General features: G+C 51.6%; 24 protein-coding genes, 2 tRNA genes and 2 rRNA genes. 10 read left to right on the top strand and 18 right to left on the bottom strand.

Going from position 1 to position 25,036, the window contains the following annotated elements; all coding sequences use genetic code 11:
- The 9 genes from tssJ to tssH form a co-directional block, all read right to left on the bottom strand.
- Positions 1–534, bottom strand: a complete 534-nt coding sequence (gene tssJ / locus ATB02_RS00145) for a type VI secretion system lipoprotein TssJ (protein ID WP_016233836.1) — start codon at positions 532–534, stop codon at positions 1–3.
- Positions 535–601: 67 nt separating this feature from the next.
- The gene (locus ATB02_RS00140; protein WP_103253949.1) at positions 602–1,087 is read right to left on the bottom strand and encodes an Hcp family type VI secretion system effector; all 486 of its coding nucleotides are present in this window, start codon (positions 1,085–1,087) and stop codon (positions 602–604) included.
- A gap of 176 nt (positions 1,088–1,263) precedes the next feature.
- Complete coding sequence (locus tag ATB02_RS00135; RefSeq protein ID WP_105270888.1) at positions 1,264–1,716, bottom strand: STY0301 family protein; 453 nt, start codon at positions 1,714–1,716, stop codon at positions 1,264–1,266.
- 12 nt (positions 1,717–1,728) lie between these two features.
- A complete protein-coding gene (locus tag ATB02_RS00130; protein ID WP_105270887.1) occupies positions 1,729–2,136 on the bottom strand; it encodes a BPSL0067 family protein in 408 nt (135 codons plus the stop codon).
- Positions 2,137–2,187: 51 nt separating this feature from the next.
- On the bottom strand, positions 2,188–3,702 hold the full coding sequence (tssC, locus tag ATB02_RS00125; protein ID WP_163425190.1) for a type VI secretion system contractile sheath large subunit: 1,515 nt from the start codon (positions 3,700–3,702) through the stop codon (positions 2,188–2,190).
- Positions 3,703–3,726: 24 nt separating this feature from the next.
- Entirely contained in the window at positions 3,727–4,272 is a 546-nt protein-coding gene (gene tssB / locus ATB02_RS00120) for a type VI secretion system contractile sheath small subunit (RefSeq protein ID WP_000996814.1), read from the bottom strand.
- Positions 4,273–4,333: 61 nt separating this feature from the next.
- A complete protein-coding gene (locus ATB02_RS00115; protein ID WP_000144227.1) occupies positions 4,334–4,624 on the bottom strand; it encodes a hypothetical protein in 291 nt (96 codons plus the stop codon).
- A gap of 2 nt (positions 4,625–4,626) precedes the next feature.
- Positions 4,627–4,830, bottom strand: coding sequence for a hypothetical protein (locus ATB02_RS00110; RefSeq protein WP_241957625.1), 204 nt, complete (start codon positions 4,828–4,830; stop codon positions 4,627–4,629).
- A gap of 12 nt (positions 4,831–4,842) precedes the next feature.
- Positions 4,843–7,476, bottom strand: a complete 2,634-nt coding sequence (gene tssH, locus ATB02_RS00105; protein WP_105270886.1) for a type VI secretion system ATPase TssH — start codon at positions 7,474–7,476, stop codon at positions 4,843–4,845.
- Positions 7,477–7,808: 332 nt separating this feature from the next.
- Between tssH and tagK the strand changes: the two genes are divergently transcribed.
- From tagK to ATB02_RS00075, 6 genes are read left to right on the top strand one after another with little or no spacing between them, the layout of a single operon-like run.
- Complete coding sequence (tagK, locus tag ATB02_RS00100) at positions 7,809–8,720, top strand: type VI secretion system-associated protein TagK (protein ID WP_105270885.1); 912 nt, start codon at positions 7,809–7,811, stop codon at positions 8,718–8,720.
- Positions 8,707–9,537, top strand: a complete 831-nt coding sequence (locus tag ATB02_RS00095) for a type VI secretion system accessory protein TagJ (protein WP_105270884.1) — start codon at positions 8,707–8,709, stop codon at positions 9,535–9,537. The genes tagK and ATB02_RS00095 overlap by 14 nt, the downstream gene beginning before the upstream one ends.
- A complete protein-coding gene (gene tssE, locus ATB02_RS00090) occupies positions 9,534–10,028 on the top strand; it encodes a type VI secretion system baseplate subunit TssE (RefSeq protein ID WP_001276639.1) in 495 nt (164 codons plus the stop codon). The genes ATB02_RS00095 and tssE overlap by 4 nt, the downstream gene beginning before the upstream one ends.
- A gap of 15 nt (positions 10,029–10,043) precedes the next feature.
- Positions 10,044–11,927: a type VI secretion system baseplate subunit TssF gene (gene tssF, locus ATB02_RS00085; RefSeq protein WP_105270883.1), complete on the top strand. Its 1,884-nt coding sequence runs from the start codon at positions 10,044–10,046 to the stop codon at positions 11,925–11,927.
- Positions 11,924–12,919, top strand: a complete 996-nt coding sequence (gene tssG / locus ATB02_RS00080) for a type VI secretion system baseplate subunit TssG (protein ID WP_103253955.1) — start codon at positions 11,924–11,926, stop codon at positions 12,917–12,919. Before tssF ends, tssG begins: the two co-directional genes overlap by 4 nt.
- Positions 12,920–12,929: 10 nt before the next feature.
- Complete coding sequence (locus ATB02_RS00075; RefSeq protein ID WP_103253956.1) at positions 12,930–13,976, top strand: type VI secretion system protein TssA; 1,047 nt, start codon at positions 12,930–12,932, stop codon at positions 13,974–13,976.
- Between the two features lie 132 nt (positions 13,977–14,108).
- Here the strand turns inward: ATB02_RS00075 and ATB02_RS00070 are convergent.
- Both ATB02_RS00070 and dnaQ read right to left on the bottom strand, forming a co-directional pair.
- Positions 14,109–14,185 (bottom strand) — tRNA-Asp (locus ATB02_RS00070).
- Between the two features lie 132 nt (positions 14,186–14,317).
- Positions 14,318–15,049, bottom strand: coding sequence for a DNA polymerase III subunit epsilon (gene dnaQ / locus ATB02_RS00060; protein WP_001353444.1), 732 nt, complete (start codon positions 15,047–15,049; stop codon positions 14,318–14,320).
- A 64-nt stretch (positions 15,050–15,113) separates the two neighbouring features.
- Between dnaQ and rnhA the strand changes: the two genes are divergently transcribed.
- On the top strand, positions 15,114–15,581 hold the full coding sequence (gene rnhA / locus ATB02_RS00055) for a ribonuclease HI (RefSeq protein WP_000917883.1): 468 nt from the start codon (positions 15,114–15,116) through the stop codon (positions 15,579–15,581).
- Here the strand turns inward: rnhA and ATB02_RS00050 are convergent.
- Positions 15,578–16,300, bottom strand: a complete 723-nt coding sequence (locus ATB02_RS00050) for a class I SAM-dependent methyltransferase (RefSeq protein ID WP_001353445.1) — start codon at positions 16,298–16,300, stop codon at positions 15,578–15,580. The two genes, rnhA and ATB02_RS00050, sit on opposite strands and share 4 nt — an antisense overlap.
- 33 nt (positions 16,301–16,333) lie before the next feature.
- Here ATB02_RS00050 and gloB point away from each other — a divergent pair, with 33 nt between their 5' ends.
- Together gloB and mltD are read left to right on the top strand one after the other, a co-directional pair.
- Entirely contained in the window at positions 16,334–17,089 is a 756-nt protein-coding gene (gene gloB / locus ATB02_RS00045) for a hydroxyacylglutathione hydrolase (RefSeq protein ID WP_001052732.1), read from the top strand.
- 71 nt (positions 17,090–17,160) lie between these two features.
- Positions 17,161–18,519 (top strand): murein transglycosylase D, encoded by a 1,359-nt coding sequence (gene mltD / locus ATB02_RS00040; RefSeq protein WP_105270882.1) that lies wholly within the window; start codon positions 17,161–17,163, stop codon positions 18,517–18,519.
- Positions 18,520–18,566: 47 nt separating this feature from the next.
- Here the strand turns inward: mltD and ATB02_RS00035 are convergent, their stop codons facing one another.
- Both ATB02_RS00035 and ATB02_RS00030 read right to left on the bottom strand, forming a co-directional pair.
- Entirely contained in the window at positions 18,567–19,337 is a 771-nt protein-coding gene (locus tag ATB02_RS00035; RefSeq protein WP_105270881.1) for a class I SAM-dependent methyltransferase, read from the bottom strand.
- 77 nt (positions 19,338–19,414) lie between these two features.
- The gene (locus ATB02_RS00030; RefSeq protein WP_001230983.1) at positions 19,415–20,215 is read right to left on the bottom strand and encodes an endonuclease/exonuclease/phosphatase family protein; all 801 of its coding nucleotides are present in this window, start codon (positions 20,213–20,215) and stop codon (positions 19,415–19,417) included.
- Positions 20,216–20,455: 240 nt separating this feature from the next.
- Between ATB02_RS00030 and yafC the strand changes: the two genes are divergently transcribed.
- Positions 20,456–21,370, top strand: a complete 915-nt coding sequence (gene yafC, locus ATB02_RS00025) for a DNA-binding transcriptional regulator YafC (RefSeq protein WP_032302443.1) — start codon at positions 20,456–20,458, stop codon at positions 21,368–21,370.
- Here yafC and dkgB read toward each other — a convergent pair.
- The 4 genes from dkgB to ATB02_RS00005 all read right to left on the bottom strand — a co-directional run.
- Positions 21,367–22,170, bottom strand: coding sequence for a 2,5-didehydrogluconate reductase DkgB (dkgB, locus tag ATB02_RS00020; protein ID WP_088542378.1), 804 nt, complete (start codon positions 22,168–22,170; stop codon positions 21,367–21,369). The two genes, yafC and dkgB, sit on opposite strands and share 4 nt — an antisense overlap.
- 162 nt (positions 22,171–22,332) lie before the next feature.
- Positions 22,333–22,409: transfer RNA gene (locus ATB02_RS00015), tRNA-Asp, on the bottom strand.
- Between the two features lie 54 nt (positions 22,410–22,463).
- Positions 22,464–22,579, bottom strand: a 5S ribosomal RNA gene (rrf, locus tag ATB02_RS00010).
- Positions 22,580–22,673: 94 nt separating this feature from the next.
- A 23S ribosomal RNA gene (locus ATB02_RS00005) occupies positions 22,674–25,036 on the bottom strand; the annotation flags it as partial.

Below are 25,036 nucleotides of genomic sequence, written 5' to 3'. Positions count from 1 at the left end.
TTACTCATCCCGTTCTTTAATCACTATGGCGCTTTGCTCTATGCCAGCATCCAGTTCGACTTTTTTCTTTGGCATAAAGCGGCTGTACCAACTTTTTTCCGGTGGATCAGGAATTTTATATGTAGCCCGCCAGACCGATTTTCCCAGATTGCGGTATCCGGCGAGGATCCCCAGCGTGGTGGTTTCCTTATTGAGGGAGCGGCGCAATTTTTTCTCCTCGCCCGGACGCAGAATAAAGCTGTCGCGGTGGAGTAAATCATCAGCAAGAACAGCCTTGTCATTGTCCTGAAGGGACCACCAGTCCGCCGCCGTGAAAGCTGCATCATTTTTCAGTTCATAAACGCGTATCTCTATGGGCGCGGCTTTTTTCTGATTGTCAGGATTCACCTTATCGGAAGCCTTCATCACCAGATCGAGTCTTTGTGACATCAGGTCCGGCACGTCGTCGCTGTCAATGCTGCACCCGGAAAGCAGGCAGACAAAAGACAAAGCTACCGCACATAACCACCCACCGGGGTTACGCCATTTATTCACTGTAATTTCCTTTAAAATCAAATAATAAAAACCGGCCTGGCTATTTACCGGGCCGGAAAAGTACCGCTTAAATTTCTTTATTGGCCTTGAAGTCGTAGCCTGCGGTGATGGTGCCGCCGCTGCCACCTTGCTGGTTCTGCACCACGTATTCCTGCTTCACGGTGCTGAAAGAGAGTTCGACTGTTTCACGGGAGGCAATTTCACCTTCTTTACTGCCGCTGGGCGATACAACCGCCACAATCAGGTCAGTGAAGGTATATTTGAGATATTCCAGCGGATTGCCGCCTGCTTTACGCATGGTCAGCACAGCTTTCGGAATGTGTTTGCCAGAGGCGCAGTACTTGAACAGGTTCGGACTGGCGCGATCGATATAGTGGTCAAAGTCCAGGTTAGTCACGGAGACTTTACCGGATCCCAGACCGCTGCCCGCGTGCATGGTGGACTCCTGGTGGATATTCCAGCGCCAGCTCAGCACCTCAATTTCATTTTTATGTTTGTCATCCATTGACTCGCCGTCAATGCCGTCAATTTTCAGAAAAATGTCATAAGCCATTTTCATTTCCTTATTTAGAATTACTTAAAAATAACCTCTGATTTATCTGTACATCTGGATACAGGTAAACCATTGCCGTACAGAACCCCCTCTCCTTAATTTCAGAAGAACAGAAGGCTGTATAATTTCCGGTAATGAGATACCGGCACGTTATTAATTCATAAAATGAATTGCATCTATTTACATATCACAGATACCGATGACTTCCCTGGTTCCCGCTGCTCCAGCAAAGAAGATGCCTGACACTGTGTTGCCGATGCAGGTACTGGTTGTGATAACCAAACCTGTCCATGGTTATAAATACAGGAAACCCAGTAATGCTCACTATCCTGATTACTGTTCATTGTTGTATCCCATATTTGCCTGGTTTCACCCTTTATTTTCTCTGTCTCTGGTTTTAGATCCACCCGGTTTTCAGGTTTTCCCTGCGACATCCCTACACCGTCCAGCCACAGACGGGGTTCATAGCGGGAAGATCCCTGCCACGATGCAGGTACATCCGACTCCAGTACTGTCGTTGAGGATTTTATATTGATAAACACGGGGCAACTGACTTCCCACGCTGCAACAAATTGTGAATAAAACAATATATAACCCAATAACAGAGAAAAAATAAAACGTGTCCCCATTGAATCTATCCTCTACTCAATAAAATAAAAAGCTTCCGCATTATTACTGGCATCAGGATATGATCCATCGTTGCGCATCCCGCCTTTTCTGGAGATACGGCGCGCAGATACATTCGAGGCTTTACCTGTCCACTGGTCCATAACATAAATATACGAATCATCTTGTTCGAGATAGAATGCAGCATGTTTATGATCATCTTCCTTCGGTGAATATTTCCCATTCACAAAAGTCGCAATTGCTGTTCCTCTGGGGATCGATTTGTCTCCGAAAACCTTCCGCCCCTGCCTCCACGTTCCGGTATGCCCTACATGTGCATATACCTGAACTAAAAATACACATTCCTTTGCGTCCCCCATCCCCGGCATTCCCACCATTTCAGTGCCCTGCAAGGAATCTACCAGGCCATAAACATATGCCATATCTCCCCCTGAGTATTATCTGACATCATTCATTAAAATATTCGCAAAAAATCATGCATTACCCTGTTTTACTGACGGCAGTTTTGTGACCAGGCGCAGCGACCCCGTTAATCCCTCAAGCTGGAAATGTGGACGCAGGAAGAATTTGGCGTCGTAATAGCCCGGATTCCCCTCCACCTCTTCCACCACCACTTCGGCAGCTGCCAGCGGGCGGCGAGCTTTGGTTTCCTGTGAGGAGTTCACCGGATCGGCGTCAACGTAGTTCATGATCCACTCATTGAGCCAGCGCTGCATATCTTCACGTTCTTTGAACGAGCCGATTTTGTCGCGCACGATGCACTTGAGGAAGTGCGCAAACCGTGAGCAGGCGAACAAATATGGCAGCCTGGCGGAGAGATTAGCGTTGGCCGTGGCGTCCGGGTCGTAATATTCCTGAGGTTTTTGCAGCGACTGTGCGCCGATAAAGGCGGCGTAATCGGAGTTTTTGCGGTGGATCAGCGGGATAAAGCCATTTTTCGCCAGTTCCGCTTCACGGCGGTCAGAGATGGCGATTTCCGTCGGGCATTTCATGTCCACGCCGCCGTCATCGGTCGGGAAGGTATGACAGGGCAGGTTTTCCACCGCGCCGCCGGATTCCACACCGCGGATCAACGTACACCAGCCATAATGTTTAAAGGAACGATTGATATTCACGCCCATCGCATAGGCAGCGTTGCTCCAGACGTATTTGCTGTGGTCTGCGCCATCTGCATCTTCTTCAAAATCAAACTCATCGACAGGGTTTGTTTTCGCACCATAAGGTAAACGTGAGAGAAAACGCGGCATCGTCAGGCCGATGTAGCGGGAATCCTCGCTTTTACGCAGTGAGTTCCACGGTGCATATTCGAGGTTCTGGGTCACAATTTTGGTGAGGTCGCGTGGGTTAGCCAGTTCCTGCCAGGAATCCATCTGCAACACTGATGGAGAGGCCCCGGCAATAAACGGCGCATGGGCTGAGGCTGCCACTTTGGCAATGGAGCCGAGCAGATCCACATCCGGTGGCGTGTGATCAAAATAATAATCCGCAATAATACAACCGTAAGGTTCTCCGCCTAACTGCCCATATTCGGCTTCATACAGCTTTTTGAACATGGGGCTTTGATCCCACGCGATCCCTTTGTAACGTTTCATATTTTTCCGCAATTCATCCTTCGAAAGGTTCATAAAGCGGATTTTTAATTTTTCATCGGTTTCAGTGTTGTAAACCAAATGTTCCATCCCACGCCAGGAGGACTCCAGTTTCTGAAATTCTGGATGACTCAGGATTAGTTTGATCTGCTCAGTTAATTTGAAATCAATCTGCTCAATAATCGCAGCAATACTTTTATAAGCGTCGTCACTGACGGTGACGGTATTTGTCAGAGCCTGTTGGGCCAGCGTCTGAACTGCTGCCTCAACAGCCTTTGCTGCCTGAGGTGTCTTGGGACGGAAGGCTTTATCCAGGAGCGAATCAAATTCAGTGTCCTGATAGGCAGTGGTTTGCGCAGCAGAGAGATCGCCAGTCGCCAGAAGAGTATCGTTTACCATGAAAGTTCCTTAATAAAATCGCAGTTAGTCTGCTGTTCCTGTTTCACCTGATAAGACACTTTCCTGTTGAGCGACAGGTTTTGGCGCACTGGCCAGAGCTTTCAGTAACGTAGGGTCTTGTAATAGTTTGTTGATAAGATTTTCTGCTCCCGCTTTACCATCCATATACGTTTGTAGGTTGGCAAGCTGAGTACGCGCTTCCAGCAGCTGGTTCAGGGCATCCACCTTACGGGCAATCTGCGCAGGCGAAAAATCGTCCATATTCTCCAGCGTGATATCGACCATTAACTGCCCTTCGCCCGTCAGCGTATTGGGGACAGCAAACGCCACGCGCGGCGCAATGGCTTTCATCCGCTCGTTGAAGTTATCGATATCAATATCAAGGAATTTACGATCGGTGACCGGTGGCAGCTCTTCGCGTGGTTTACCGGCCAGATCGGCCAGCACTGCCATGACAAACGGTAGTTCGATTTTTTTCTCGGAGCCGTAAATCTCAACGTCATACTCAATCTGCACGCGGGGCGCGCGGTTGCGGGCAATAAACTTCTGCGCGCTGTTGTTGATAGCCATAATCCTTCATTTCCTTATCAGTGAGCCGACGACCACCAGGGGAGCGGTTCGACGGTACAGTTTAAAAATCATACGCAGAGAGTATTTTTATAATCTCTTTGTTTTCTTTGTACTTTTCGCGCAGCACAGGGAGTGATTTCTTCGCTGGAGGACACCAGGTATCAACCCCCTTTTCGATGTCTCTTTTATCCTTCTCTGGTAAAGAACTGTCCCATTCACCAGCAAGATGCTGGCACATTTCCGCATTACTCAGAAAATGCTGCACATCCTGTGGTAAAGACGGTTCCCCCTGAACACTGAAAGCGAACATCATTAACAGGAATGTCCACAACACCGGATAACGAAATGTCATACTTAATGTCCATCAATTGACCAGTGCATGAGATATGCTCTGGCGGGAGGGCGATATGTTGCAGAGATACAGACCCGTGCACGCGCATTACCAAGCGCGCGCAAAAAATTATCTACCGATGCACGAAAAGTCCCCTGCAAATCATTAGTGGAAGAACTTACAGGAAAGCGACTGACCCACAGTGCGCCACTTAATTCTTTTGCCATAAGGATGCTCCATTAATCCGTTTCAAAAATAATCTGTTCATCCTCATCAACACGAATGCGGATTTGCGTGATGGCCGTTTTCTCTGTCATCGCCTGCAACCAGTAACGGGACAGTTGTGGGAGGATATGTTGTTCGATATAGCCGATAAGCAAACGAGCGCCGGTTTCGTGCATCGGGCAGCGCGACACAATATGCGTGATCAGTTCATCGCCATACACCAGTGAAACGCCATGCTGCTCCGCCATCCGATCCATCAGCCTGCCAAGATGCAGGCGGGCAATGACGCCACGCGCGGTCTCATCCAGCGGTAAATAAGGAATAACCGTCACACGCCCCAGGAAAGCCGCCGGGAAGTATTTACGTAACTCCGGCATTAACGCCTCTTTTAGTCCTGCCGAATCAGGCATCAGCGCCGGATCATCACAGAGCTGGCTGATAAGTTCCGCCCCAGCATTAGTAGTCAACAATAACGTGGTATTTTTGAAATCGATGTGAACACCTTCGCCGTCCTCCATCGCGCCTTTATCGAATACCTGGTAGAACAACTCGTGGACGTCGTGATGGGCTTTTTCAATTTCATCCAACAGCACTACACTCCAGGGGTGACAGCGTACGGCTTCCGTCAACACACCGCCTTCGCCATAGCCGACGTAGCCGGGCGGCGCGCCTTTCAGCGTGGAGACGGTGTGAGACTCCTGAAACTCGCTCATGTTGATGGTGATCAGGTTCTGCTCACCGCCGTAAATAGATTCCGCCAGCGCCAGCGCGGTCTCGGTCTTGCCGACACCGGACGGCCCGGCCAGCAGAAAGACACCCACTGGTTTGCGCGGATCGCCTAACCCCGCCCGCGCGGTCTGGATACGCTCGCCAATCTGCGCCAGCGCAGCCGTCTGCCCGGTAACACGCTGCGCCAGACGGGCGGGAAGTTCCAGGATCTGACTGGCTTCATCTTTCACCATGCGTCCGGCGGGAATGCCGGTCCAGTCGGAGACAATTGCGGCCACCACAGCCGCACTCACTTCCGGGAACACGACGGGGTTTTCCCCCTGCCAGTCTCTTAGTACCGTTTCTGCCTGTTGTAGAGTGATTTCGTCGCGCTCGCCAGGCGCTGCGCCGCGTTGCTCCTGTAAACTGCGAACCAACTCCAGTTCCTGCTGCCACCGCGCTTCGGTGTCAGAAAGATCGGCATTAAGCGATATAATCCGCGCCGTCAGTACATCGCCCCGCTCCGAGCGGATACCCATTTTTTCCTGCTTTAATAACAACTCCTGCTCCAGTTCGGCAGCGTTGAGCTGCTGGCGCAGATACTGGACTCTCGCAGGCGGGGTATGCAGCGACAGCGCTACACGGGCCGCCGCCGTATCCAGCAGGCTGATGGCCTTATCCGGTAGTTGCCGGGCCGGAATGTAACGGTGAGAAAGCTGTACGGCGGCACGCACGGCCTCATCAAGGATCAGCACGTCATGGTGTTTTTCAAGCGTGGTGACTAACCCGCGTACCATCTCAACAGCCGCAACCTCTTCCGGCTCAGCAACCTGCAATACCTGAAAACGCCGAGTCAGCGCCGGATCCTTTTCGATATGGCGTTTGTACTCGCTCCAGGTGGTTGCGCCGATGGTGCGCAGGGTGCCACGCGCCAGCGCCGGTTTCAGCAGGTTGGCAGCATCCCCCGTACCAGATGTACCACCAGCGCCCACCAGCGTGTGAACTTCATCAACAAAAAGGATCACCGACTGCGGCGAGCGCGCGGCCTCTTCCAGCAACGCTTTCAGGCGGGATTCAAATTCACCCTTCATGGAGGCCCCAGCCAGCAGCGCTCCAACATCCAGTGACAGCAATCGCACGTTACGCAGTGACGGCGGTACTTCCCCCCCGGCAATCGCCAGCGCGAATCCTTCCACCACTGCCGTTTTCCCGCCCCCCGCTTCGCCGGTCAGTAGCGGGTTGTTCTGGCGACGGCGCAGCAGAATATCCGTCATAGTACGGATCTCGTGTTCGCGACCGGTGACCGGATCGATATTGCCTTCACGGGCCAGCGCAGTCATGTCCTGGCAGTATTTCGCCAGCGCGGATTTGCTTCCGGTTGATTCGCCGGCAAAGACCTGGCTAGCTTCCCCCGGTACTGCAGAATTTAAATCCGAGCCGTCATAAGGCATTTCTGTTAATTCAGGAGATGAAGTGATTAAAGACGGAAGAATATCTAATAGTTCATCTACCGGTAGCTCTGCCAATGGCGCACAAATATTTTTTAACACCCGACACAATTCTGGCGTGGTTAACCAGGCAAGTAATAACCATCCACTACGAATTTTTTGATCGCCAAAGCGGATACTTGCTAACATCCAGGCTTTTTCAACTGAAAGATCGATATGATGGGAAAAATCGTTAATTACACTCGCTCCGGCAGGCAATATATTCAATTGCTGAATTAACGCCTTCTCAACATCAGCAGATGTTATTTGATAATGTCGAAGCACATTGTGAATGTCATTCTCTGGTTGTTGTATTAACTGATGCAACCAATGCGTCAGTTCGACATAAGGGTTAGCGCGTAATTTACAGAACGTCGTCGCAGATTCCAAAGATCTAAACAAAGATTTGGTTAGCTTTCCATACAGTGCACTGCGCGAAACAGGAGTGTCCATCTGTTACACCTAATGATGTAATAACATATAAATGATACATAAAAATAACTGTATCGATTAAAACTTCTAATTAATAGAATTATCAAAAAGGCAGAATAAAACAATGATGCATATCACAGAACACAATGTAATATAGCAGGTAGTATCTTTTTCATGGTGATATTCAATAGAGCAAGCCAATTTCATACGCACCGTGAATATATTAAATTGTAAATCGCCACTATATATTTCCGTGAAAACTTATATTGATAAAGTAAATTGATCAGCTTTGCTTATCTAAAAATTTAGAAAACTTATTCTTTTGAAAGAAACACTCTACACAGTGATACGCAATGAAACCAAATATTACGTGGGAACTCCAAAAAATACAGGCGCATGGGATCGCCGATAACACAATTTACGCGACTGAAGGAACACAAATTATCTTCACCGTTACCTCTCCCTGGATTCCTGTTTTTGATGTGAATGATGATGTAAAGATTGCGCTCAGACTGACCCGCCACGAAGAAGCATGGTGGATTATCAATCAGTCTACCGAATATTGCTGTACGGTAAACGACCAGATTGTGGAACCTCATCACCGTATGCGTCTGAATGAAGGCGACCTGATAGAATGGGGATTATCTTCATGGTGCCTTGTGCATGGCAATCCATCATCTCCGAACCTAAGCGCAGTAAAGACATCGCAGACTGCCACCACGTCGGAAACAATAACCGAATATCTGGATCTGGATTGGTTCAGGCAGCAGCATCTGACATCACAAAATCCATTCGATATCATTCCTGTTCATGGAGCCTCCTCCACCGGAGAAGATGCGGAAAAAGAAAATGCCCTGACCCGACTTTATCAGGAATACCGCGAAGCGTTGTTATCTCCCGAACAAGATCTTCATCGCCATGCTGATCCTTTTCCCTTTAACGAAGAACCCTCCTCGCAGGATCTGGATTCATTGCGTGACCTGGTCACCGAAGCCGAGACATTGCAGGATATGGTCACTGGCGGGTTAAGCATTGACGCTATTCTCGATGTTCTGGACGCCACCGGCGAAGGGGAAACCGCCTGGCCTGCCGAAAAGACGCCCCCAGAAATCCTGCACCTGCTATCCCCGGAATGCGCACCGGAAACAGCGCATAACACCGTTCTGCCCGACCTGACACGCAAAGAGCATCGCATCATTGGCATTGACAGCCATTACCGGATAAACCCGGCACAACACGGAGATACCTCTCATGATAAACAATAACGAGCTACCGGCTACCCTGTCGGCGCTGCTGCGGGATTATTCCGTGGCGGAAGGCATTCAGATGGCCGAGCAGCAGGTCAGGATGCTCCCAGCGCAGACCTTCCGCCGCCACAGTCTATTTCAGTTATTGTGCGTGGCAGGCGACTGGTCGCGGGCACTGCAACAGATCCAGCTATGCGCCCGGATGGACGCAAATTATACCCGCGAAGCGCAGGTATTTGGCGAGCTGATCCGCTGTGAGATATACCGCCACGCCTGCTTTCAGGGAGAACAACGGCCCGATTTTATTCTTCCGCCGCCCGCCTGGATGGAGGATCTGCTGACCGCCCTCGCCTGTAACGCCCGTGGTGAAGCGCAGGAAGCTGACGCCCACCGCAGCCGCGCACTTGAGGCCATAACAGATACTGCAGGGCAGTGGAATGGCGGCGCATTTGACTGGATTAGCGACAGCGACTCCCGTATCGGTCCGGTACTCGAACTGATCGCGGGCGGGGTATATATCTGGCTGCCGTTTTCACAAATCTGTTCGCTGAAATCGCCGCGGCCTGCGCATCTGACCGATTTGCTCTGGAAACCCGTCAACGTCACACTGAACAATGGCGACACACACAGTGCCTGGCTGTTTCCCCGCTACAGCGGCTCTGAAAAGGCCGCCGACACCCTGCGTCTGTGCCGGGAAACGGTCTGGCAGGACGGGCCGGGAGAGACGCTGGTGCAGGCGCTGGGTCAGAGGGTGTGGCTCACCAGCCACGGCGATATCAGCCTGCTGGATTTGTCCGCCAGTACCTTTAATACCTCTGAAGGAAGCGACGCATGAGCGCCTCCCGCCAGCGTCCGGGCAATCACCTGCTGCCCACGCTGTTTGACCGTCTGTGCGACGATGCCCCGAACCAGAAACGCGACCACGATATCAGCGTCAGCCCGGTTCAGCTTAAGGAGATCATCCGCCGGGATTTGTCGTTTCTGCTCAACACCGTCAGTCATGAAGATGATATTGATGCTGCACGTTATCCGCACGCGGCAGCGTCCGTACTGAACTACGGCCTGCCGCCACTGGCGGGCAGCTTTCTGTATGAACACAAGTGGGACGATATTCGCAGGGCCATTTTGCGTACCATCATCCGGTTTGAACCCCGGCTGAAAGCGTCCACCCTGCAAATCATCCCACTTCAGGATGAGCGCCACCAGAGCGGCCATAACACATTACAGTTTGAAATTCGCGGCGAGATCCTCACGCAGCCCTACCCGATGGCATTCCGGGTACGCAGCGCGCTGGATATGGAACAGAGCCGCATTACGTTTTTTTAATTCAGAGAGAAACCGATGGATCCACGGCTACTGGAATACTACAACCGCGAACTGAGCTATCTGCGGGAAACGGGAGCCGAATTTGCCGCCCGTCATCCTAAAGTCGCCGCCAGACTGGGTATGCAGGGAACGGATATTGCCGATCCGTATGTGGAGCGTATGGTCGAAGCCTTTAGCTTCCTGACCGCCCGCACGCAGCTAAAAATTGACGCTGAATTCCCCCGTTTCACCCAGCGCCTGCTGGAAGTAGTCAGCCCCAATTACGTCACCCCCACGCCCTCAATGAGCGTGGCGCAGCTCCATCCCGACCCGGAAGAAGGCGATCTGGCGAAGGGATTTACCGTCCCGCGCGACACGGCCTTTTTTTCCGCCATTCCGGAAGGCGAAAGTACCGCCTGTCAGTTTCGCAGCAGCCAGGATGTAACGCTGTGGCCGCTCGCCATCGAAGAGGTGCGACTGACCGCCGCACCGCCGGATATGCCTGCCCTGCACCGCTCTCTGCCAGCCAACATTCACGTCGCTGGTGCGCTGCGTATTACCCTGCGCACCTTTGGTGAACTGACATTCAGTCAGCTTGCAGGGCTGGACAGGCTTCCGTTTTATCTCTGTGGCGAGGAGCGCACGGCCTCACACCTGTTCGAACTGCTACATACCAGCGCCATCGCGACCCTGGCTGGCATTCCGGGGCATTTTGACGGTGCGCTGGATGTGAATCTGCAACATCCCGTTATGTACGAAGGCCTGGAGCTGGATCAGGGGCTGCTGCCGCTGGCGTGGAACGTGTTTCACGGTCATAACCTGCTGCATGAATATTTTGCCTGTCCAGAACGCTTTTATTTTTTCACCCCGACAGGCCTGTCTGCCGGGTTACAGAAAATTGACGGTGGCGTGGCGGAGATTGTTATCCTGCTGAACCGCCTGCCGCCGGACTGGCTGATCCACCAGACAAACGCGGCACAGTTCAGCCTGTTCTGTACCCCGATTATCAACCTGTTTCCCCGCGTCACCGCACGGATCGATGTCACTCACAGCACGACGGAACAGCATCTGGTGGTAGACAGAACCCATCCACTGGATTATGAGGTGTTCTCGGTCCAGGAAGTGGAAGGGCTGGAAACCGACACCACACGGAAGATGGCCTTTCGCCCGCTCTACCACACCCGCAATAATGATGAAGGCAATCACGGACGTTATTTTTCCCTGCGCCGGGAGCCCCGCCGCTTATCAGAAAACGCCCGCCGTTACGGCACCCGTACCCCCTATACGGGCTCGGAAGTGTTCCTGTCGCTGGTTGACCAATATGAAGCGCCGTACCCAGAAAATCTGCGCCACATCACCATCACGGCCATGGTCACTAACCGCGATCTGCCCTGTCTTATTGCACGTAATGGCCGGGACGATCTAACCGTGGATGCGGCAATCCCAGTGGCGGGCGTAGGGCTTATCCGCCCGCCGCGCTCGCCGCAGCCCCCGCTGGCTGAACGTGAGATGGCCTGGCGTTTGATCCGCCAGTTATCTTTTAATTATCTGCCGTTGGCCGATCTGGATCACCGTACCGGCGGCCAGGCGTTGCGAGATCTGCTGAACCTGTTTATTCCTGCACATGACAGTCCGCAATCTCGCCAGGTGCGCGGCCTGATTGGTTGCCAAACGACCCCGGTCACCCGCCGTCTGCCCGGTTCCGGGCTGCTGGTCTATGGGCGTGGCGTCAGTTGTGAACTGACGGTAGATGAAGAAGGTTTTTCCGGCATCAGTCCGTATCTGTTCGGCCTGGTACTGGAACACTATATCGCCCGCCATGTTTCCATTAATACCTTCTCGCAGATGACGCTGAACAGCATGCAGCGCGGCAAAATTATGACCTGGCCTGTCAGGGCTGGACAGCGGGGAAGCGTATGAGCGACGATTTCACTCAGGCGCAGGAAACCCCATGGCGTTACGGTTTTCTGAACCTGATGCGCCGCGTGGATGTGCAGTTGTGTACCGTTCTGGCGGGCAACACCTGGCAACCACGGATGGAAAAATTTCGCCTCGGACAAACGCCCACGCTGACCTTTGCGCCACGGGAAATCGCCAGTGTGAGCTGGCAGGAAGGACGCCTGCACATCAGCCTGTACAGTCTCGGGCTGTGGGGGCCGAACGGCCCGCTGCCGCTGCACTACACCGAACTGGCGCGTAACCGGACCGAAAGCCGCCGCGATCCGACGCTGACCCGTTTTTCCGATCTTTTTCATCACCGCTGGCTGACGCAGTTTTACCAGGCCTGGCGCAGCGCCCAGTCCGCCGGAGGCGGTCTGGATAAACCGCAACATGACCGCTTTGCCTTTTATGTCGCCAGCCTCAGCGGGCAGGATTTGCGGGAGAGCGCCGACAGCCCGCTGCCGGATCACGTTCGCCTGGCAGCATCGGCGCATCTGGTGCGTGAGTCCCGCAACCCCGACGGGCTGGCCGCCACGCTGGCTCACTATTTCGGCGTGCCTTTCCGGATACAAGAGTATGTCCTGCACTGGATAGCCGTGGCGGACGATGAGATCACCCGGCTGGGGATGCCTGCTTCCTCTTCCGTTATTGGCAATGGCGCACTCATCGGCCAGGCGGTGCCGGATATGCAGTATAAATTCCGGCTGGTGATTGGCCCGCTGACGCTGGCCGATTATCAGCGTTTTCTGCCTGGCGGCAATAACCTGCCAGTCCTGACGGAACTGGTACGCGCTTTCACCGGTTTTGAATACTGCTGGGAAATTGAGCTACAGCTTAAACCACATGCTGCCCCTCCGGCTGTTACCGGTGGCCCATACCAGCTTGGCTGGACCGCCTGGGCCGGTAAAGCCATGCACGACAACCCGGTGACGGGCATGATTTTCGAACCTGAACACTATCTGGCGCACTGAGGATAATTTTATGGATACATCCCTGTCTGACCCTGTTTCGGCGGAATGCCCCTGCGGCCCGGATCTGGAGTACGATCCCGAGTACCTGCTGCTGTTCACCCGCGCCGCACCGCGTGAAGAAGCGCAATATGGCGATTTTGTCAGTACGCCGGAAATCATTAACTGGGCGGAGCTTGAGCGGGATGCCCGCCGCCTGCTGACGCGCAGTAAAGATATCCGTATTCTGGTTGTCCTGCTGCGCTGCCGTATCCAGCAGGCCGGTGCCAGGGGACTGGCGGAGGTACTCACGCTGCTGGAAACGTTGTGCGCCACGTACCCGGACGCCATCCACCCGCAACTGCTCGCGACTGAAGATATCACCGCCGAAGAGGCGGCTGTGGCACGCAGTAACGCGCTGGCGGCGTTGCTGGACCACGAAGGCGTAATGGCGGATATCCGGGGTATCACGCTGTCAAATAATGTCGCCATGCGCCTTCAGGTACGGGATGTGGAGCGTTCGCTGTCTGCATCACGCCCGGCGGATGCGCTGGCACCGGAATCGGTACGCCAGCAACTGGCCGACCTGGAAGCGCGCGGCGCACTGCCACTTGACGCCTTTCGCCAGGCCGCAGAGACCACTGAGCGGCTGCAACGCCATGCGCGTGAAACGCTGAATGAACAGGCACCGAACCTATCCCGTCTGACACAATTGCTGGCTCTGTTGCCGGGAGCGATACGGACCACCACGCCGGAGATCCTGCCACAACCAGTGGTTGAACAGCCGGAGAGCACCGCCATCGTTCATACTGAACAGATATCGTCAGAGCAGATTGCGCTACCGGTGCATATCGCGGAGGAAATATCACCGATGTCCGGCGCAGAACCCAGGCAGATCCGCGACCGGAACGACGCGCTGGAACGCCTGCGTGTCATCCGTCGCTGGTTTGAGCACAGCGAACCGAGCAGCCCGACCATTCCTTTGCTGCGCCAGGCAGAGCGCCTGGTCGGAAAACGCTTCTCGGAGGTTATAAATGAAATTCCAGTAGAACTGCTGGAAAAATGGGATGCGCTGGAGTAACAGAAGTGGCCAGAATTTATAATGTCTGGCCATTTTTTAAATCATATTCGTTTTACTTCCTGAGTGAAAAAATTCTCGCTTCACCAAAACGACGAAAGCCCGAATCATTACTGATTCGGGCTTTCTGAATATTGGCGGAACGGACGGGACTCGAACCCGCGACCCCCTGCGTGACAGGCAGGTATTCTAACCGACTGAACTACCGCTCCGCGTAGTGTTCCGTTGGGAACGAGGCGAATATTACGGATTGCCTCACCCTTCGTCAACGGTTTTTCTCATCTTTTGAATCGTTTGCTGCAAAAATCGCCCAAGTCGCTATTTTTAGCGCCTTTTACAGGTATTTATGCCCGCCAGAGGCAGCTTCCGCCCTTTTTCTGCACCAGATCGAGACGGGCTTCATGTGCCGCAAGCTCTTCATCTGTCGCAAAAACAACGCGTAACTTACTTGCCTGACGCACAATGCGCTGAATTGTTGTTTCACCTTGTTGCTGTTGTGTCTCTCCTTCCATCGCAAAAGCCATCGACGTTTGACCACCGGTCATCGCCAGATAAACTTCCGCAAGGATCTGGGCATCAAGTAATGCCCCGTGCAGCGTTCGTTTACTGTTATCTATTTCATAGCGAGCACATAACGCATCAAGGCTATTGCGTTTGCCAGGAAACATTTTCCTCGCCACCGCAAGGCTATCTGTGACCTTACAGAAGGTATTGGTCTTCGGAATATCGCGCTTGAGCAACGAAAACTCATAGTCCATAAAGCCGATATCGAACGCTGCGTTATGGATAACCAGCTCCGCGCCGCGAATATAGTTCATGAACTCATCGGCTACTTCGGCAAATGTGGGCTTATCGAGCAAAAACTCATCGGCAATACCATGTACGCCAAAGGCTTCTGGATCCACCAGCCGATCGGGTTTGAGATAAACGTGAAAGTTATTGCCCGTCAGGCGACGGTTCACCACTTCAACGGCACCAATCTCAATGATCTTGTGGCCTTCATAGTGCGCACCAATCTGGTTCATACCGGTGGTTTCGGTATCGAGAACGATCTGGCGTGTAATTGCAGTGCTCATAGCGGTCATTTATGTCAGACTTGTCATTTTACAGTTCGATTCAATTACAGGAAGTCTACCAGAGATGCTTAAACAGGTAGAAATTTTCACCGATGGTTCGTGTCTGGGTAATCCTGGACCCGGGGGTTACGGCGCTATTTTACGCTATCGCGGACGCGAGAAAACCTTTAGCGCTGGCTACACCCGCACCACCAACAACCGTATGGAGTTGATGGCCGCTATTGTCGCGCTGGAGGCGTTAAAAGAACATTGCGAAGTCATTTTGAGTACCGACAGCCAGTATGTCCGCCAGGGGATCACCCAGTGGATCCATAACTGGAAAAAACGTGGCTGGAAAACAGCAGACAAAAAACCAGTAAAAAATGTCGATCTCTGGCAACGTCTTGATGCTGCATTGGGGCAGCATCAAATCAAATGGGAATGGGTTAAAGGCCATGCCGGACACCCGGAAAACGAACGCTGTGATGAACTGGCTCGTGCTGCGGCGATGAATCCCACACTGGAAGATACAGGCTATCAAGTCGAAGTTTAAGCCTGTGGTTTACGACATTGCCGGGTGGCACCAACCGCCTGGCGAATTCGTGGCTTGTTTTTACTCTGTTTCATCGGATTTAGCGTTAAAGGAATAGTCCGTTTCCGGGCAACGATAAGTTGTAAGCAACCAAGCGCAGGAATATGCGCATTCAATAGTTTTCCACCGTGTTTGTTCCACGGGAGAACGTGGAAACGGCTGGCGTGCAGCACTTCAAAATTCAACAAAGAGAGCCAGTCCAGTTGCCGCATCAGAGTAAACATCCGGCTGTTATAGGGCGAGTTTTTTCGCAATACCGGCACAAGTTTGCGCAATCCCATTAAACTGATGGGATTAAAGCCACTAATGACCAGCCAGCCATCATCAATCAATACCCGATCGGTTTCACGCAATAAACGATGCGGATCGGTGCACCACGGCAATGTATGTGCCAGTAGACAAACATCAACGGATTTATCGGCAAAAGGAAGATGAAGTGGGTCCGCCTGCACCTGGACGGGCATTCCTTGCGCAGAAACATTCACTTGATGAGAAACCGCGCACGCTTCGCAATTGATTTCTGCGCTTAAATTGCCAATCTTAAGCAGATGAAAACCATACATTTTAGTGAACCACGGGTTGAGCTGGCGCTCCAGCGCCTTGCGATAAAGCTCTCCCCAGGGCAAATCGCCCCAGCAATCAGGAGCCACGACAGTTTGAGGGACTCTTGCTGGTTTCATCACAACCTTCCGTTTCACACTGAGAGGTAATCTATGAATCTTAACAGTATTCCCGCCTTTGATGACAATTACATCTGGGTTTTGAATGATGAAGCAGGTCGTTGCCTGATTGTCGATCCCGGAGACGCAGAGCCGGTATTAAACGCCATTGCCGCCAATAACTGGCAACCGGAGGCCATATTTCTCACCCACCATCACCACGATCACGTTGGCGGCGTGAAAGAACTGGTGAAAAAGTTTCCGCAAATTGTGGTGTATGGTCCACAAGAGACACAAGATAAGGGAACAACACAGGTAGTCAAAGATGGCGAAACTGCCTTCGTTTTGGGGCATGAATTTAGTGTAATTGCCACACCGGGTCACACTTTAGGACATATCTGTTACTTCAGTAAACCTTATCTATTTTGCGGCGACACGCTGTTTTCTGGTGGGTGTGGTCGGTTGTTTGAAGGGACACCATCACAAATGTATCAATCACTTAAAAAGTTAAGTGCGTTACCTGACGATACATTGGTATGTTGTGCTCATGAATATACGTTATCAAATATGAAGTTTGCTTTGAGTATTCTTCCGCACGATTTGTCCATAAATGATTATTATCGTAAAGTTAAGGAGTTACGGGCAAAAAATCAAATAACACTACCCGTAATTCTGAAAAATGAGCGGCAAATTAATGTTTTTTTAAGAACGGAAGATATTGATTTAATTAATGTAATTAATGAAGAAACATTATTGCAACAACCTGAAGAGCGTTTTGCATGGTTAAGGTCAAAGAAAGATAGGTTCTGATAAAACTTTCTTGTCATCGGCTCCGTTCGCCGTTATGATCGGTCGTCTTTTAAGCAACTATTGACACACACATGAAGGCAAAAGCGATATTACTCGCCTCTGTCCTGCTCGTGGGTTGCCAGAGTACCGGCAACGTTCAACAGCACGCACAGAGCCTTTCTGCAGCTGGTCAAGGGGAAGCAGCAAAGTTTACAAGTCAGGCACGATGGATGGACGATGGGACGTCTATCGCGCCAGATGGTGACTTGTGGGCTTTCATTGGCGACGAGCTAAAGATGGGAATTCCGGAAAACGACCGGATTCGCGAACAGAAACAGAAATATTTACGCAATAAGAGCTATCTCCACGATGTAACTTTACGGGCAGAGCCGTATATGTACTGGATAGCCGGGCAAGTTAAAAAACGTAACATGCCTATGGAACTGGTACTACTACCCATAGTGGAGAGCGCTTTTGATCCTCACGCGACGTCTGGCGCCAATGCCGCAGGCATCTGGCAGATCATTCCGAGCACGGGGCGCAATTATGGTTTGAAACAGACCCGCAATTATGACGCGCGTCGCGATGTTGTTGCTTCAACGACTGCCGCGCTGAACATGATGCAGCGTCTGAACAAGATGTTTGACGGCGACTGGCTTCTGACCGTAGCGGCTTATAACAGCGGCGAAGGTCGGGTCATGAAGGCAATTAAAACGAACAAAGCGCGTGGGAAATCCACGGACTTCTGGTCGTTACCGTTGCCGCAGGAAACGAAACAGTACGTGCCTAAAATGCTGGCATTGAGTGATATTCTCAAAAACAGCAAGCGTTATGGTGTACGTCTGCCAACGACTGATGAAAGCCGTGCTCTGGCGCGTGTGCACCTGAGCAGCCCGGTTGAAATGGCGAAGGTTGCTGATATGGCGGGGATTTCCGTCAGCAAGCTGAAGACATTCAACGCTGGCGTGAAAGGCTCCACGCTGGGCGCAAGTGGCCCGCAGTACGTGATGGTGCCAAAGAAGCATGCAGATCAACTGCGTGAATCTCTGGCTTCTGGCGAAATTGCTGCCGTACAGTCGACATTGGTTGCCGACAATACGCCGCTTAACAGCCGTGTTTACACCGTACGCTCTGGCGACACGCTTTCAAGCATCGCTTCACGCCTCGGCGTAAGTACCAAAGATTTGCAGCAGTGGAACAAACTGCGCGGAACTAAGCTGAAGCCAGGCCAAAGTTTGACGATTGGTGCAGGCAGTAGCGCACAGCGACTTGCAAACAACAGCGATAGCATTACGTATCGTGTGCGCAAAGGCGATTCGCTTTCAAGCATTGCTAAACGCCACGGCGTGAACATCAAAGATGTGATGCGCTGGAACAGCGACACTGTGAATCTGCAACCAGGCGATAAGCTGACGTTGTTTGTGAAAAACAACAATATGCCAGATTCCTGACAAACCAGATAATAAAAAGGCACCGATTCCCCCGGTGCCTTTTTTATTTATGCTGCTTTATGTGCTTCTACCATGATGATATCACTGGTGAAAGAGCCGTCATTCTGCAAGGCAAAATACGTTCTCACCTCTGTCGATGCGCTCTGTTGGTAAATGCGAATAGCGTCTACTAACGCTTCTGGCGTACGCATTCTCGCGACCCATGAAGAAAATTCCAGCGGTAACTTATCTGTAATTAAATTATCAACTATCAGATTGGCTTCATTGATTAACCTCAACCACTCACCGCTGGCGTAGTTTCGTACGTGAGAGGTATCGCGTAATGCTTCTACCGTCTGTAACCAGATGTCGCGCACTGGGTGACCCGGAGACATTACGTCCATCACAATCAGCTTACCGCCAGGTTTCAATATCCGATTCACTTCACGCAGTGCTGCACCAACATCATGCCAGTGATGGGCAGAATAACGGCTGATAACAATATCAAATGCGTTATCGGCAAATGGCAGACTTTCGGCATAACCCTGGCGGGTGGTGATATTTTTCAGTTGCCGGGCTTCAGCAGCTTGTGCCACGACATCCAGCATTTGGGCAGATAAGTCATACGCCACCACCGCGCTAACGTTCTGCGCAGCGACAAAGCTGGCATGCCCTGCTCCGCAGCCCATATCAAGTACACTTGCATCAGGATAATCAGCCAGACGCTCCGCCAGGCGCTGTAAATCTCGTCCGGATGCATGTACGGTACTGGTCAGATATTCGCTGGCTTGAGAGCTAAACTGCTTTTCTACGTGGTCATGGTGGGATTGTGTTGTCATTGCGCTGTCCTTTTGTTATTTGAGTATAAAAGGGCAGCGCCAAACGTTGGTCTGCCCTGTGGCAGACCTGACATACCTTATTTATCAGGCTTGCCGGGACTGAATTCAACGAGTAGCGGATTGTGATCGGAAGCGCGCGTAACCAGTACAGAAGCTTCGCTGACGTTCAGACCACGGTAGAAAACAAAATCGAGCGGGCGACCAAACGCCCGACGGCGCTGATCATCGGTAAAACGCACCTGGCGCAGCGACATTTCCCGCGCAAAGCGATATAACGCGTTCATCCTTCTACGGCTCCAGGCATTGAAATCTCCTGCCATAATGACCGGGCCGCTGTGGTGAGCTATCTGATCACCAATAGGAAGTAACTGCTTACTATAGACATCCACGCCCAGACTGAAGTTGACGGCGTGTATATTAACCACCATCAACAGGCGGGTGTCAGGTAATGGATAGACCGTCACCAGTGCCGACTTCGCCAGACGCAAAATGGGTTCTCGTTCACGTAACGGGCAGCAATACACTGGATGCGCCGCCGAAAGGGTCATTACGCCAGAAGGATGTTGTGGCAGTACGAAAGCGGGTACCTGATCGGCGGCAAGATAGTTAGCGGTCGCAAACTGTACTAACTCTGGCGTTGTCTGCGCTTCCTGCAATAACACCAGATGCGCATCTTTGCCGTAGTTCTTTAATACCGACAACCATTCAGCGCGTTGCTGTTTGTATATGTTCCACACCAGGATCCGAATACGCTCTTCGGTACTTAACGGTTCTCCAGGTGGTAATGCCTGGCCGATGCTCGCAAAAGACCCCGGCGGTAAGATCCTTTCCGCAGGTTGTCCGGCAACATAGCGCATGGCATAGGTGTTTTTTCGCACTTTTGACTTTGAAACCTCTATTACGTCAACCCTTCCGCACTCGGGAGGGTTCTACTGTTATAGGGATTTTAGCTCACTCTTTCAACGAGCAATTGTATATTGTTATGTAAGCAAGTGCTTACACCGGTCAGAAATTTGCTCATTATTGAGAACATTAAATCGGATGACATATCACGCATCCTGATGGTTTAATGACAAATAAATTCAAAATATCTCATCTATTTTGCAACAGGAGCAAAAATGAAAGCCACGTCGGAAGAACTCGCCATTTTTGTTTCGGTCGTCGAAAGCGGCAGCTTTAGCCGGGCAGCGGAACAATTAGGGCAAGCAAACTCAGCGGTAAGCCGGGCGGTGAAAAAGCTGGAGATGAAACTTGGCGTTAGCCTGCTTAATCGGACCACGCGGCAACTTAGCCTGACGGAAGAAGGCGAGCGTTATTTTCGTCGCGTACAGTCAATTTTGCAGGAGATGGCAGCGGCAGAATCAGAAATTATGGAGACGCGTAATACACCGCGTGGACTGTTACGGATCGATGCCGCAACTCCAGTGGTGCTGCACTTTCTGATGCCGTTAATTAAGCCTTTCCGTGAACGCTATCCGGAAGTTACTTTATCGCTAGTCTCCTCCGAAACGATTATTAATTTGATCGAAAGAAAAGTGGATGTCGCGATACGCGCTGGTACGTTAACGGATTCCAGCTTACGTGCCAGGCCGTTATTTAACAGTTATCGAAAAATTATCGCCTCCCCCGATTATATTTCCCGCTACGGGAAGCCAGAAACGATCGACGATTTAAAGCAACATGTTTGCCTGGGATTCACTGAACCCGCTTCCCTCAATACCTGGCCGATAGCCTGTAGTGATGGACAATTACATGAGGTAAAGTACGGTTTGTCATCCAATAGTGGGGAAACACTGAAACAGCTTTGCCTGAGTGGCAACGGGATTGCGTGTTTGTCCGACTACATGATCGACAGAGAAATCGCTCGCGGAGAATTGGTGGAGTTAATGGCAGATAAAGTGTTGCCAGTGGAAATGCCATTCAGTGCAGTCTATTACAGCGACCGTGCGGTAAGTACGCGCATCCGGGCTTTTATCGATTTCCTTAGCGAGCATGTAAAAACAGCTCCCAGAGGAGCTGTCAGAGAGGCTTAATCCCATTCAGGAGCCAGACCTTCCGGGCTAACCAGGCGGTCGTTGCAATCCAGTGCGGCGATCGCTTTTTTATCTTCGGCATCAAGCTGTAAATTTTGTGCCTTAAGATTACTCTCCAGGTTTTCACGTCTAGTAGAAGAAGGAATTACCGAGTAACCTTCCCCCATAGCCCACGCCAGAATCACTTGTGCCGGAGTCGCATTGTGTTTAGCTGCGATACGAGCAATAACCTCATTTTTCAGTGCCTTACCATAAGCCAGCGTCATATAGGAAGTAATATGGATGCCGTGCTGTTTAGCCCAATCAACCACTTTACGGTTTTGCAGATAAGGAGAGAGTTCAATCTGGTTAGTAGCGATGTTTTCAGCGCCAACAGCAGCAATCGCTTTTTCCATCAATGGGATCGTGAAGTTGGAAATACCGATCTCACGCGTCAGACCTTGTTTTTTCGCTTCCAGCAGCGCCTGCATAAACTCTTCAACAGAGACTTCATCGTTTGGTGACGGCCAGTGGATTAGCGTCAGATCAACATAATCGGTACGCAATTTTTGCAGGCTCTCTTTCAGACTTGGGGTCAATTTATCTTTGCTGAGATTTTCAATCCAGATTTTAGTGGTGATGTAGAGTTCATTACGTGGCACGCCACTTTCTGCAATCGCCTGACCTACTGCGGCTTCGTTATCATAGATTTGTGCGGTATCAATTGCGCGATAACCAAGTTCAAGCGCCGTTTTCACAGATGAAATAACAACGTCGTCTTTCAGACGAAAAGTACCTAAACCAAATGCAGGGATAGCCATAATATGCCTCTTTTAATGCTATGTTCGTTAACTGAGATGATTATGGACTTTAGACTGTTGCGGAAAAAGGGCATAAAATGCAGAGGATTTTTGCAATTATGGCAACAATAGACATACAGACGAAAAAAAACCTCGAGCGTTAACTCGAGGCTTCTTAATAAGTGGCGGAACGGACGGGACTCGAACCCGCGACCCCCTGCGTGACAGGCAGGTATTCTAACCGACTGAACTACCGCTCCACCGAATTCTTTTACAACCACCGGTTTTACGACCGGCTTACTGCTTAATTTGATGCCTGGCAGTTCCCTACTCTCGCATGGGGAGACCCCACACTACCATCGGCGCTACGGCGTTTCACTTCTGAGTTCGGCATGGGGTCAGGTGGGACCACCGCGCTAAGGCCGCCAGGCAAATTCTGTTTCATCAGACCGCGTCTGCGTTCTGATTTAATCTGTATCAGCTGAAAATCTTCTCTCAATCCGCCAAAACATCTTCGGCGTTGTAAGGTTAAGCCTCACGGTTCATTAGTACCGGTTAGCTCAACGCATCGCTGCGCTTACACACCCGGCCTATCAACGTCGTCGTCTTCAACGTTCCTTCAGGACCCTTAAAGGGTCAGGGAGAACTCATCTCGGGGCAAGTTTCGTGCTTAGATGCTTTCAGCACTTATCTCTTCCGCATTTAGCTACCGGGCAGTGCCATTGGCATGACAACCCGAACACCAGTGATGCGTCCACTCCGGTCCTCTCGTACTAGGAGCAGCCCCCCTCAGTTCTCCAGCGCCCACGGCAGATAGGGACCGAACTGTCTCACGACGTTCTAAACCCAGCTCGCGTACCACTTTAAATGGCGAACAGCCATACCCTTGGGACCTACTTCAGCCCCAGGATGTGATGAGCCGACATCGAGGTGCCAAACACCGCCGTCGATATGAACTCTTGGGCGGTATCAGCCTGTTATCCCCGGAGTACCTTTTATCCGTTGAGCGATGGCCCTTCCATTCAGAACCACCGGATCACTATGACCTGCTTTCGCACCTGCTCGCGCCGTCACGCTCGCAGTCAAGCTGGCTTATGCCATTGCACTAACCTCCTGATGTCCGACCAGGATTAGCCAACCTTCGTGCTCCTCCGTTACTCTTTAGGAGGAGACCGCCCCAGTCAAACTACCCACCAGACACTGTCCGCAACCCCGATAAGGGGCCTACGTTAGAACATCAAACATTAAAGGGTGGTATTTCAAGGTCGGCTCCATGCAGACTGGCGTCCACACTTCAAAGCCTCCCACCTATCCTACACATCAAGGCTCAATGTTCAGTGTCAAGCTATAGTAAAGGTTCACGGGGTCTTTCCGTCTTGCCGCGGGTACACTGCATCTTCACAGCGAGTTCAATTTCACTGAGTCTCGGGTGGAGACAGCCTGGCCATCATTACGCCATTCGTGCAGGTCGGAACTTACCCGACAAGGAATTTCGCTACCTTAGGACCGTTATAGTTACGGCCGCCGTTTACCGGGGCTTCGATCAAGAGCTTCGCGTTACCGCTAACCCCATCAATTAACCTTCCGGCACCGGGCAGGCGTCACACCGTATACGTCCACTTTCGTGTTTGCACAGTGCTGTGTTTTTAATAAACAGTTGCAGCCAGCTGGTATCTTCGACTGATTTCAGCTCCACGAGCAAGTCGCTTCACCTACATATCAGCGTGCCTTCTCCCGAAGTTACGGCACCATTTTGCCTAGTTCCTTCACCCGAGTTCTCTCAAGCGCCTTGGTATTCTCTACCTGACCACCTGTGTCGGTTTGGGGTACGATTCGATGTTACCTGATGCTTAGAGGCTTTTCCTGGAAGCAGGGCATTTGTTGCTTCAGCACCGTAGTACCTCGTCATCACGCCTCAGCCTTGATTTTCCGGATTTACCTGGAAAACCAGCCTACACGCTTAAACCGGGACAACCGTCGCCCGGCCAACATAGCCTTCTCCGTCCCCCCTTCGCAGTAACACCAAGTACAGGAATATTAACCTGTTTCCCATCGACTACGCCTTTCGGCCTCGCCTTAGGGGTCGACTCACCCTGCCCCGATTAACGTTGGACAGGAACCCTTGGTCTTCCGGCGAGCGGGCTTTTCACCCGCTTTATCGTTACTTATGTCAGCATTCGCACTTCTGATACCTCCAGCATGCCTCACAGCACACCTTCGCAGGCTTACAGAACGCTCCCCTACCCAACAACGCATAAGCGTCGCTGCCGCAGCTTCGGTGCATGGTTTAGCCCCGTTACATCTTCCGCGCAGGCCGACTCGACCAGTGAGCTATTACGCTTTCTTTAAATGATGGCTGCTTCTAAGCCAACATCCTGGCTGTCTGGGCCTTCCCACATCGTTTCCCACTTAACCATGACTTTGGGACCTTAGCTGGCGGTCTGGGTTGTTTCCCTCTTCACGACGGACGTTAGCACCCGCCGTGTGTCTCCCGTGATAACATTCTCCGGTATTCGCAGTTTGCATCGGGTTGGTAAGTCGGGATGACCCCCTTGCCGAAACAGTGCTCTACCCCCGGAGATGAATTCACGAGGCGCTACCTAAATAGCTTTCGGGGAGAACCAGCTATCTCCCGGTTTGATTGGCCTTTCACCCCCAGCCACAAGTCATCCGCTAATTTTTCAACATTAGTCGGTTCGGTCCTCCAGTTAGTGTTACCCAACCTTCAACCTGCCCATGGCTAGATCACCGGGTTTCGGGTCTATACCCTGCAACTTAACGCCCAGTTAAGACTCGGTTTCCCTTCGGCTCCCCTATTCGGTTAACCTTGCTACAGAATATAAGTCGCTGACCCATTATACAAAAGGTACGCAGTCACCCCATAAAG

The organism is Escherichia sp. MOD1-EC5189, assembly GCF_002966045.1.
GTDB classification, from domain to species: domain Bacteria; phylum Pseudomonadota; class Gammaproteobacteria; order Enterobacterales; family Enterobacteriaceae; genus Escherichia; species Escherichia coli_F.
Note: the sequence above shows the minus strand (reverse complement) of the source record. Positions and strands in the feature narration are given on the sequence as shown.

Coding starts and splice junctions, on each gene's coding strand:
- ATB02_RS00115 (WP_000144227.1), bottom strand. CDS start 4,624: ATGACATTTCGTTATCCGGTGTTGTGGACATTCCTGTTAATGATGTTC.
- tssF (WP_105270883.1), top strand. CDS start 10,044: ATGGATCCACGGCTACTGGAATACTACAACCGCGAACTGAGCTATCTG.
- ATB02_RS00050 (WP_001353445.1), bottom strand. CDS start 16,300: ATGAAACCAGCAAGAGTCCCTCAAACTGTCGTGGCTCCTGATTGCTGG.
- ATB02_RS00035 (WP_105270881.1), bottom strand. CDS start 19,337: ATGACAACACAATCCCACCATGACCACGTAGAAAAGCAGTTTAGCTCT.
- tssH (WP_105270886.1), bottom strand. CDS start 7,476: ATGGACACTCCTGTTTCGCGCAGTGCACTGTATGGAAAGCTAACCAAA.
- dnaQ (WP_001353444.1), bottom strand. CDS start 15,049: ATGAGCACTGCAATTACACGCCAGATCGTTCTCGATACCGAAACCACC.
- tssB (WP_000996814.1), bottom strand. CDS start 4,272: ATGGCTATCAACAACAGCGCGCAGAAGTTTATTGCCCGCAACCGCGCG.
- tagK (WP_105270885.1), top strand. CDS start 7,809: ATGAAACCAAATATTACGTGGGAACTCCAAAAAATACAGGCGCATGGG.
- yafC (WP_032302443.1), top strand. CDS start 20,456: ATGAAAGCCACGTCGGAAGAACTCGCCATTTTTGTTTCGGTCGTCGAA.
- tssC (WP_163425190.1), bottom strand. CDS start 3,702: ATGGTAAACGATACTCTTCTGGCGACTGGCGATCTCTCTGCTGCGCAA.
- tssE (WP_001276639.1), top strand. CDS start 9,534: ATGAGCGCCTCCCGCCAGCGTCCGGGCAATCACCTGCTGCCCACGCTG.
- ATB02_RS00110 (WP_241957625.1), bottom strand. CDS start 4,830: ATGGCAAAAGAATTAAGTGGCGCACTGTGGGTCAGTCGCTTTCCTGTA.
- mltD (WP_105270882.1), top strand. CDS start 17,161: ATGAAGGCAAAAGCGATATTACTCGCCTCTGTCCTGCTCGTGGGTTGC.
- dkgB (WP_088542378.1), bottom strand. CDS start 22,170: ATGGCTATCCCTGCATTTGGTTTAGGTACTTTTCGTCTGAAAGACGAC.
- ATB02_RS00095 (WP_105270884.1), top strand. CDS start 8,707: ATGATAAACAATAACGAGCTACCGGCTACCCTGTCGGCGCTGCTGCGG.
- ATB02_RS00140 (WP_103253949.1), bottom strand. CDS start 1,087: ATGGCTTATGACATTTTTCTGAAAATTGACGGCATTGACGGCGAGTCA.
- ATB02_RS00135 (WP_105270888.1), bottom strand. CDS start 1,716: ATGGGGACACGTTTTATTTTTTCTCTGTTATTGGGTTATATATTGTTT.
- ATB02_RS00075 (WP_103253956.1), top strand. CDS start 12,930: ATGGATACATCCCTGTCTGACCCTGTTTCGGCGGAATGCCCCTGCGGC.
- rnhA (WP_000917883.1), top strand. CDS start 15,114: ATGCTTAAACAGGTAGAAATTTTCACCGATGGTTCGTGTCTGGGTAAT.
- gloB (WP_001052732.1), top strand. CDS start 16,334: ATGAATCTTAACAGTATTCCCGCCTTTGATGACAATTACATCTGGGTT.
- ATB02_RS00130 (WP_105270887.1), bottom strand. CDS start 2,136: ATGGCATATGTTTATGGCCTGGTAGATTCCTTGCAGGGCACTGAAATG.
- tssG (WP_103253955.1), top strand. CDS start 11,924: ATGAGCGACGATTTCACTCAGGCGCAGGAAACCCCATGGCGTTACGGT.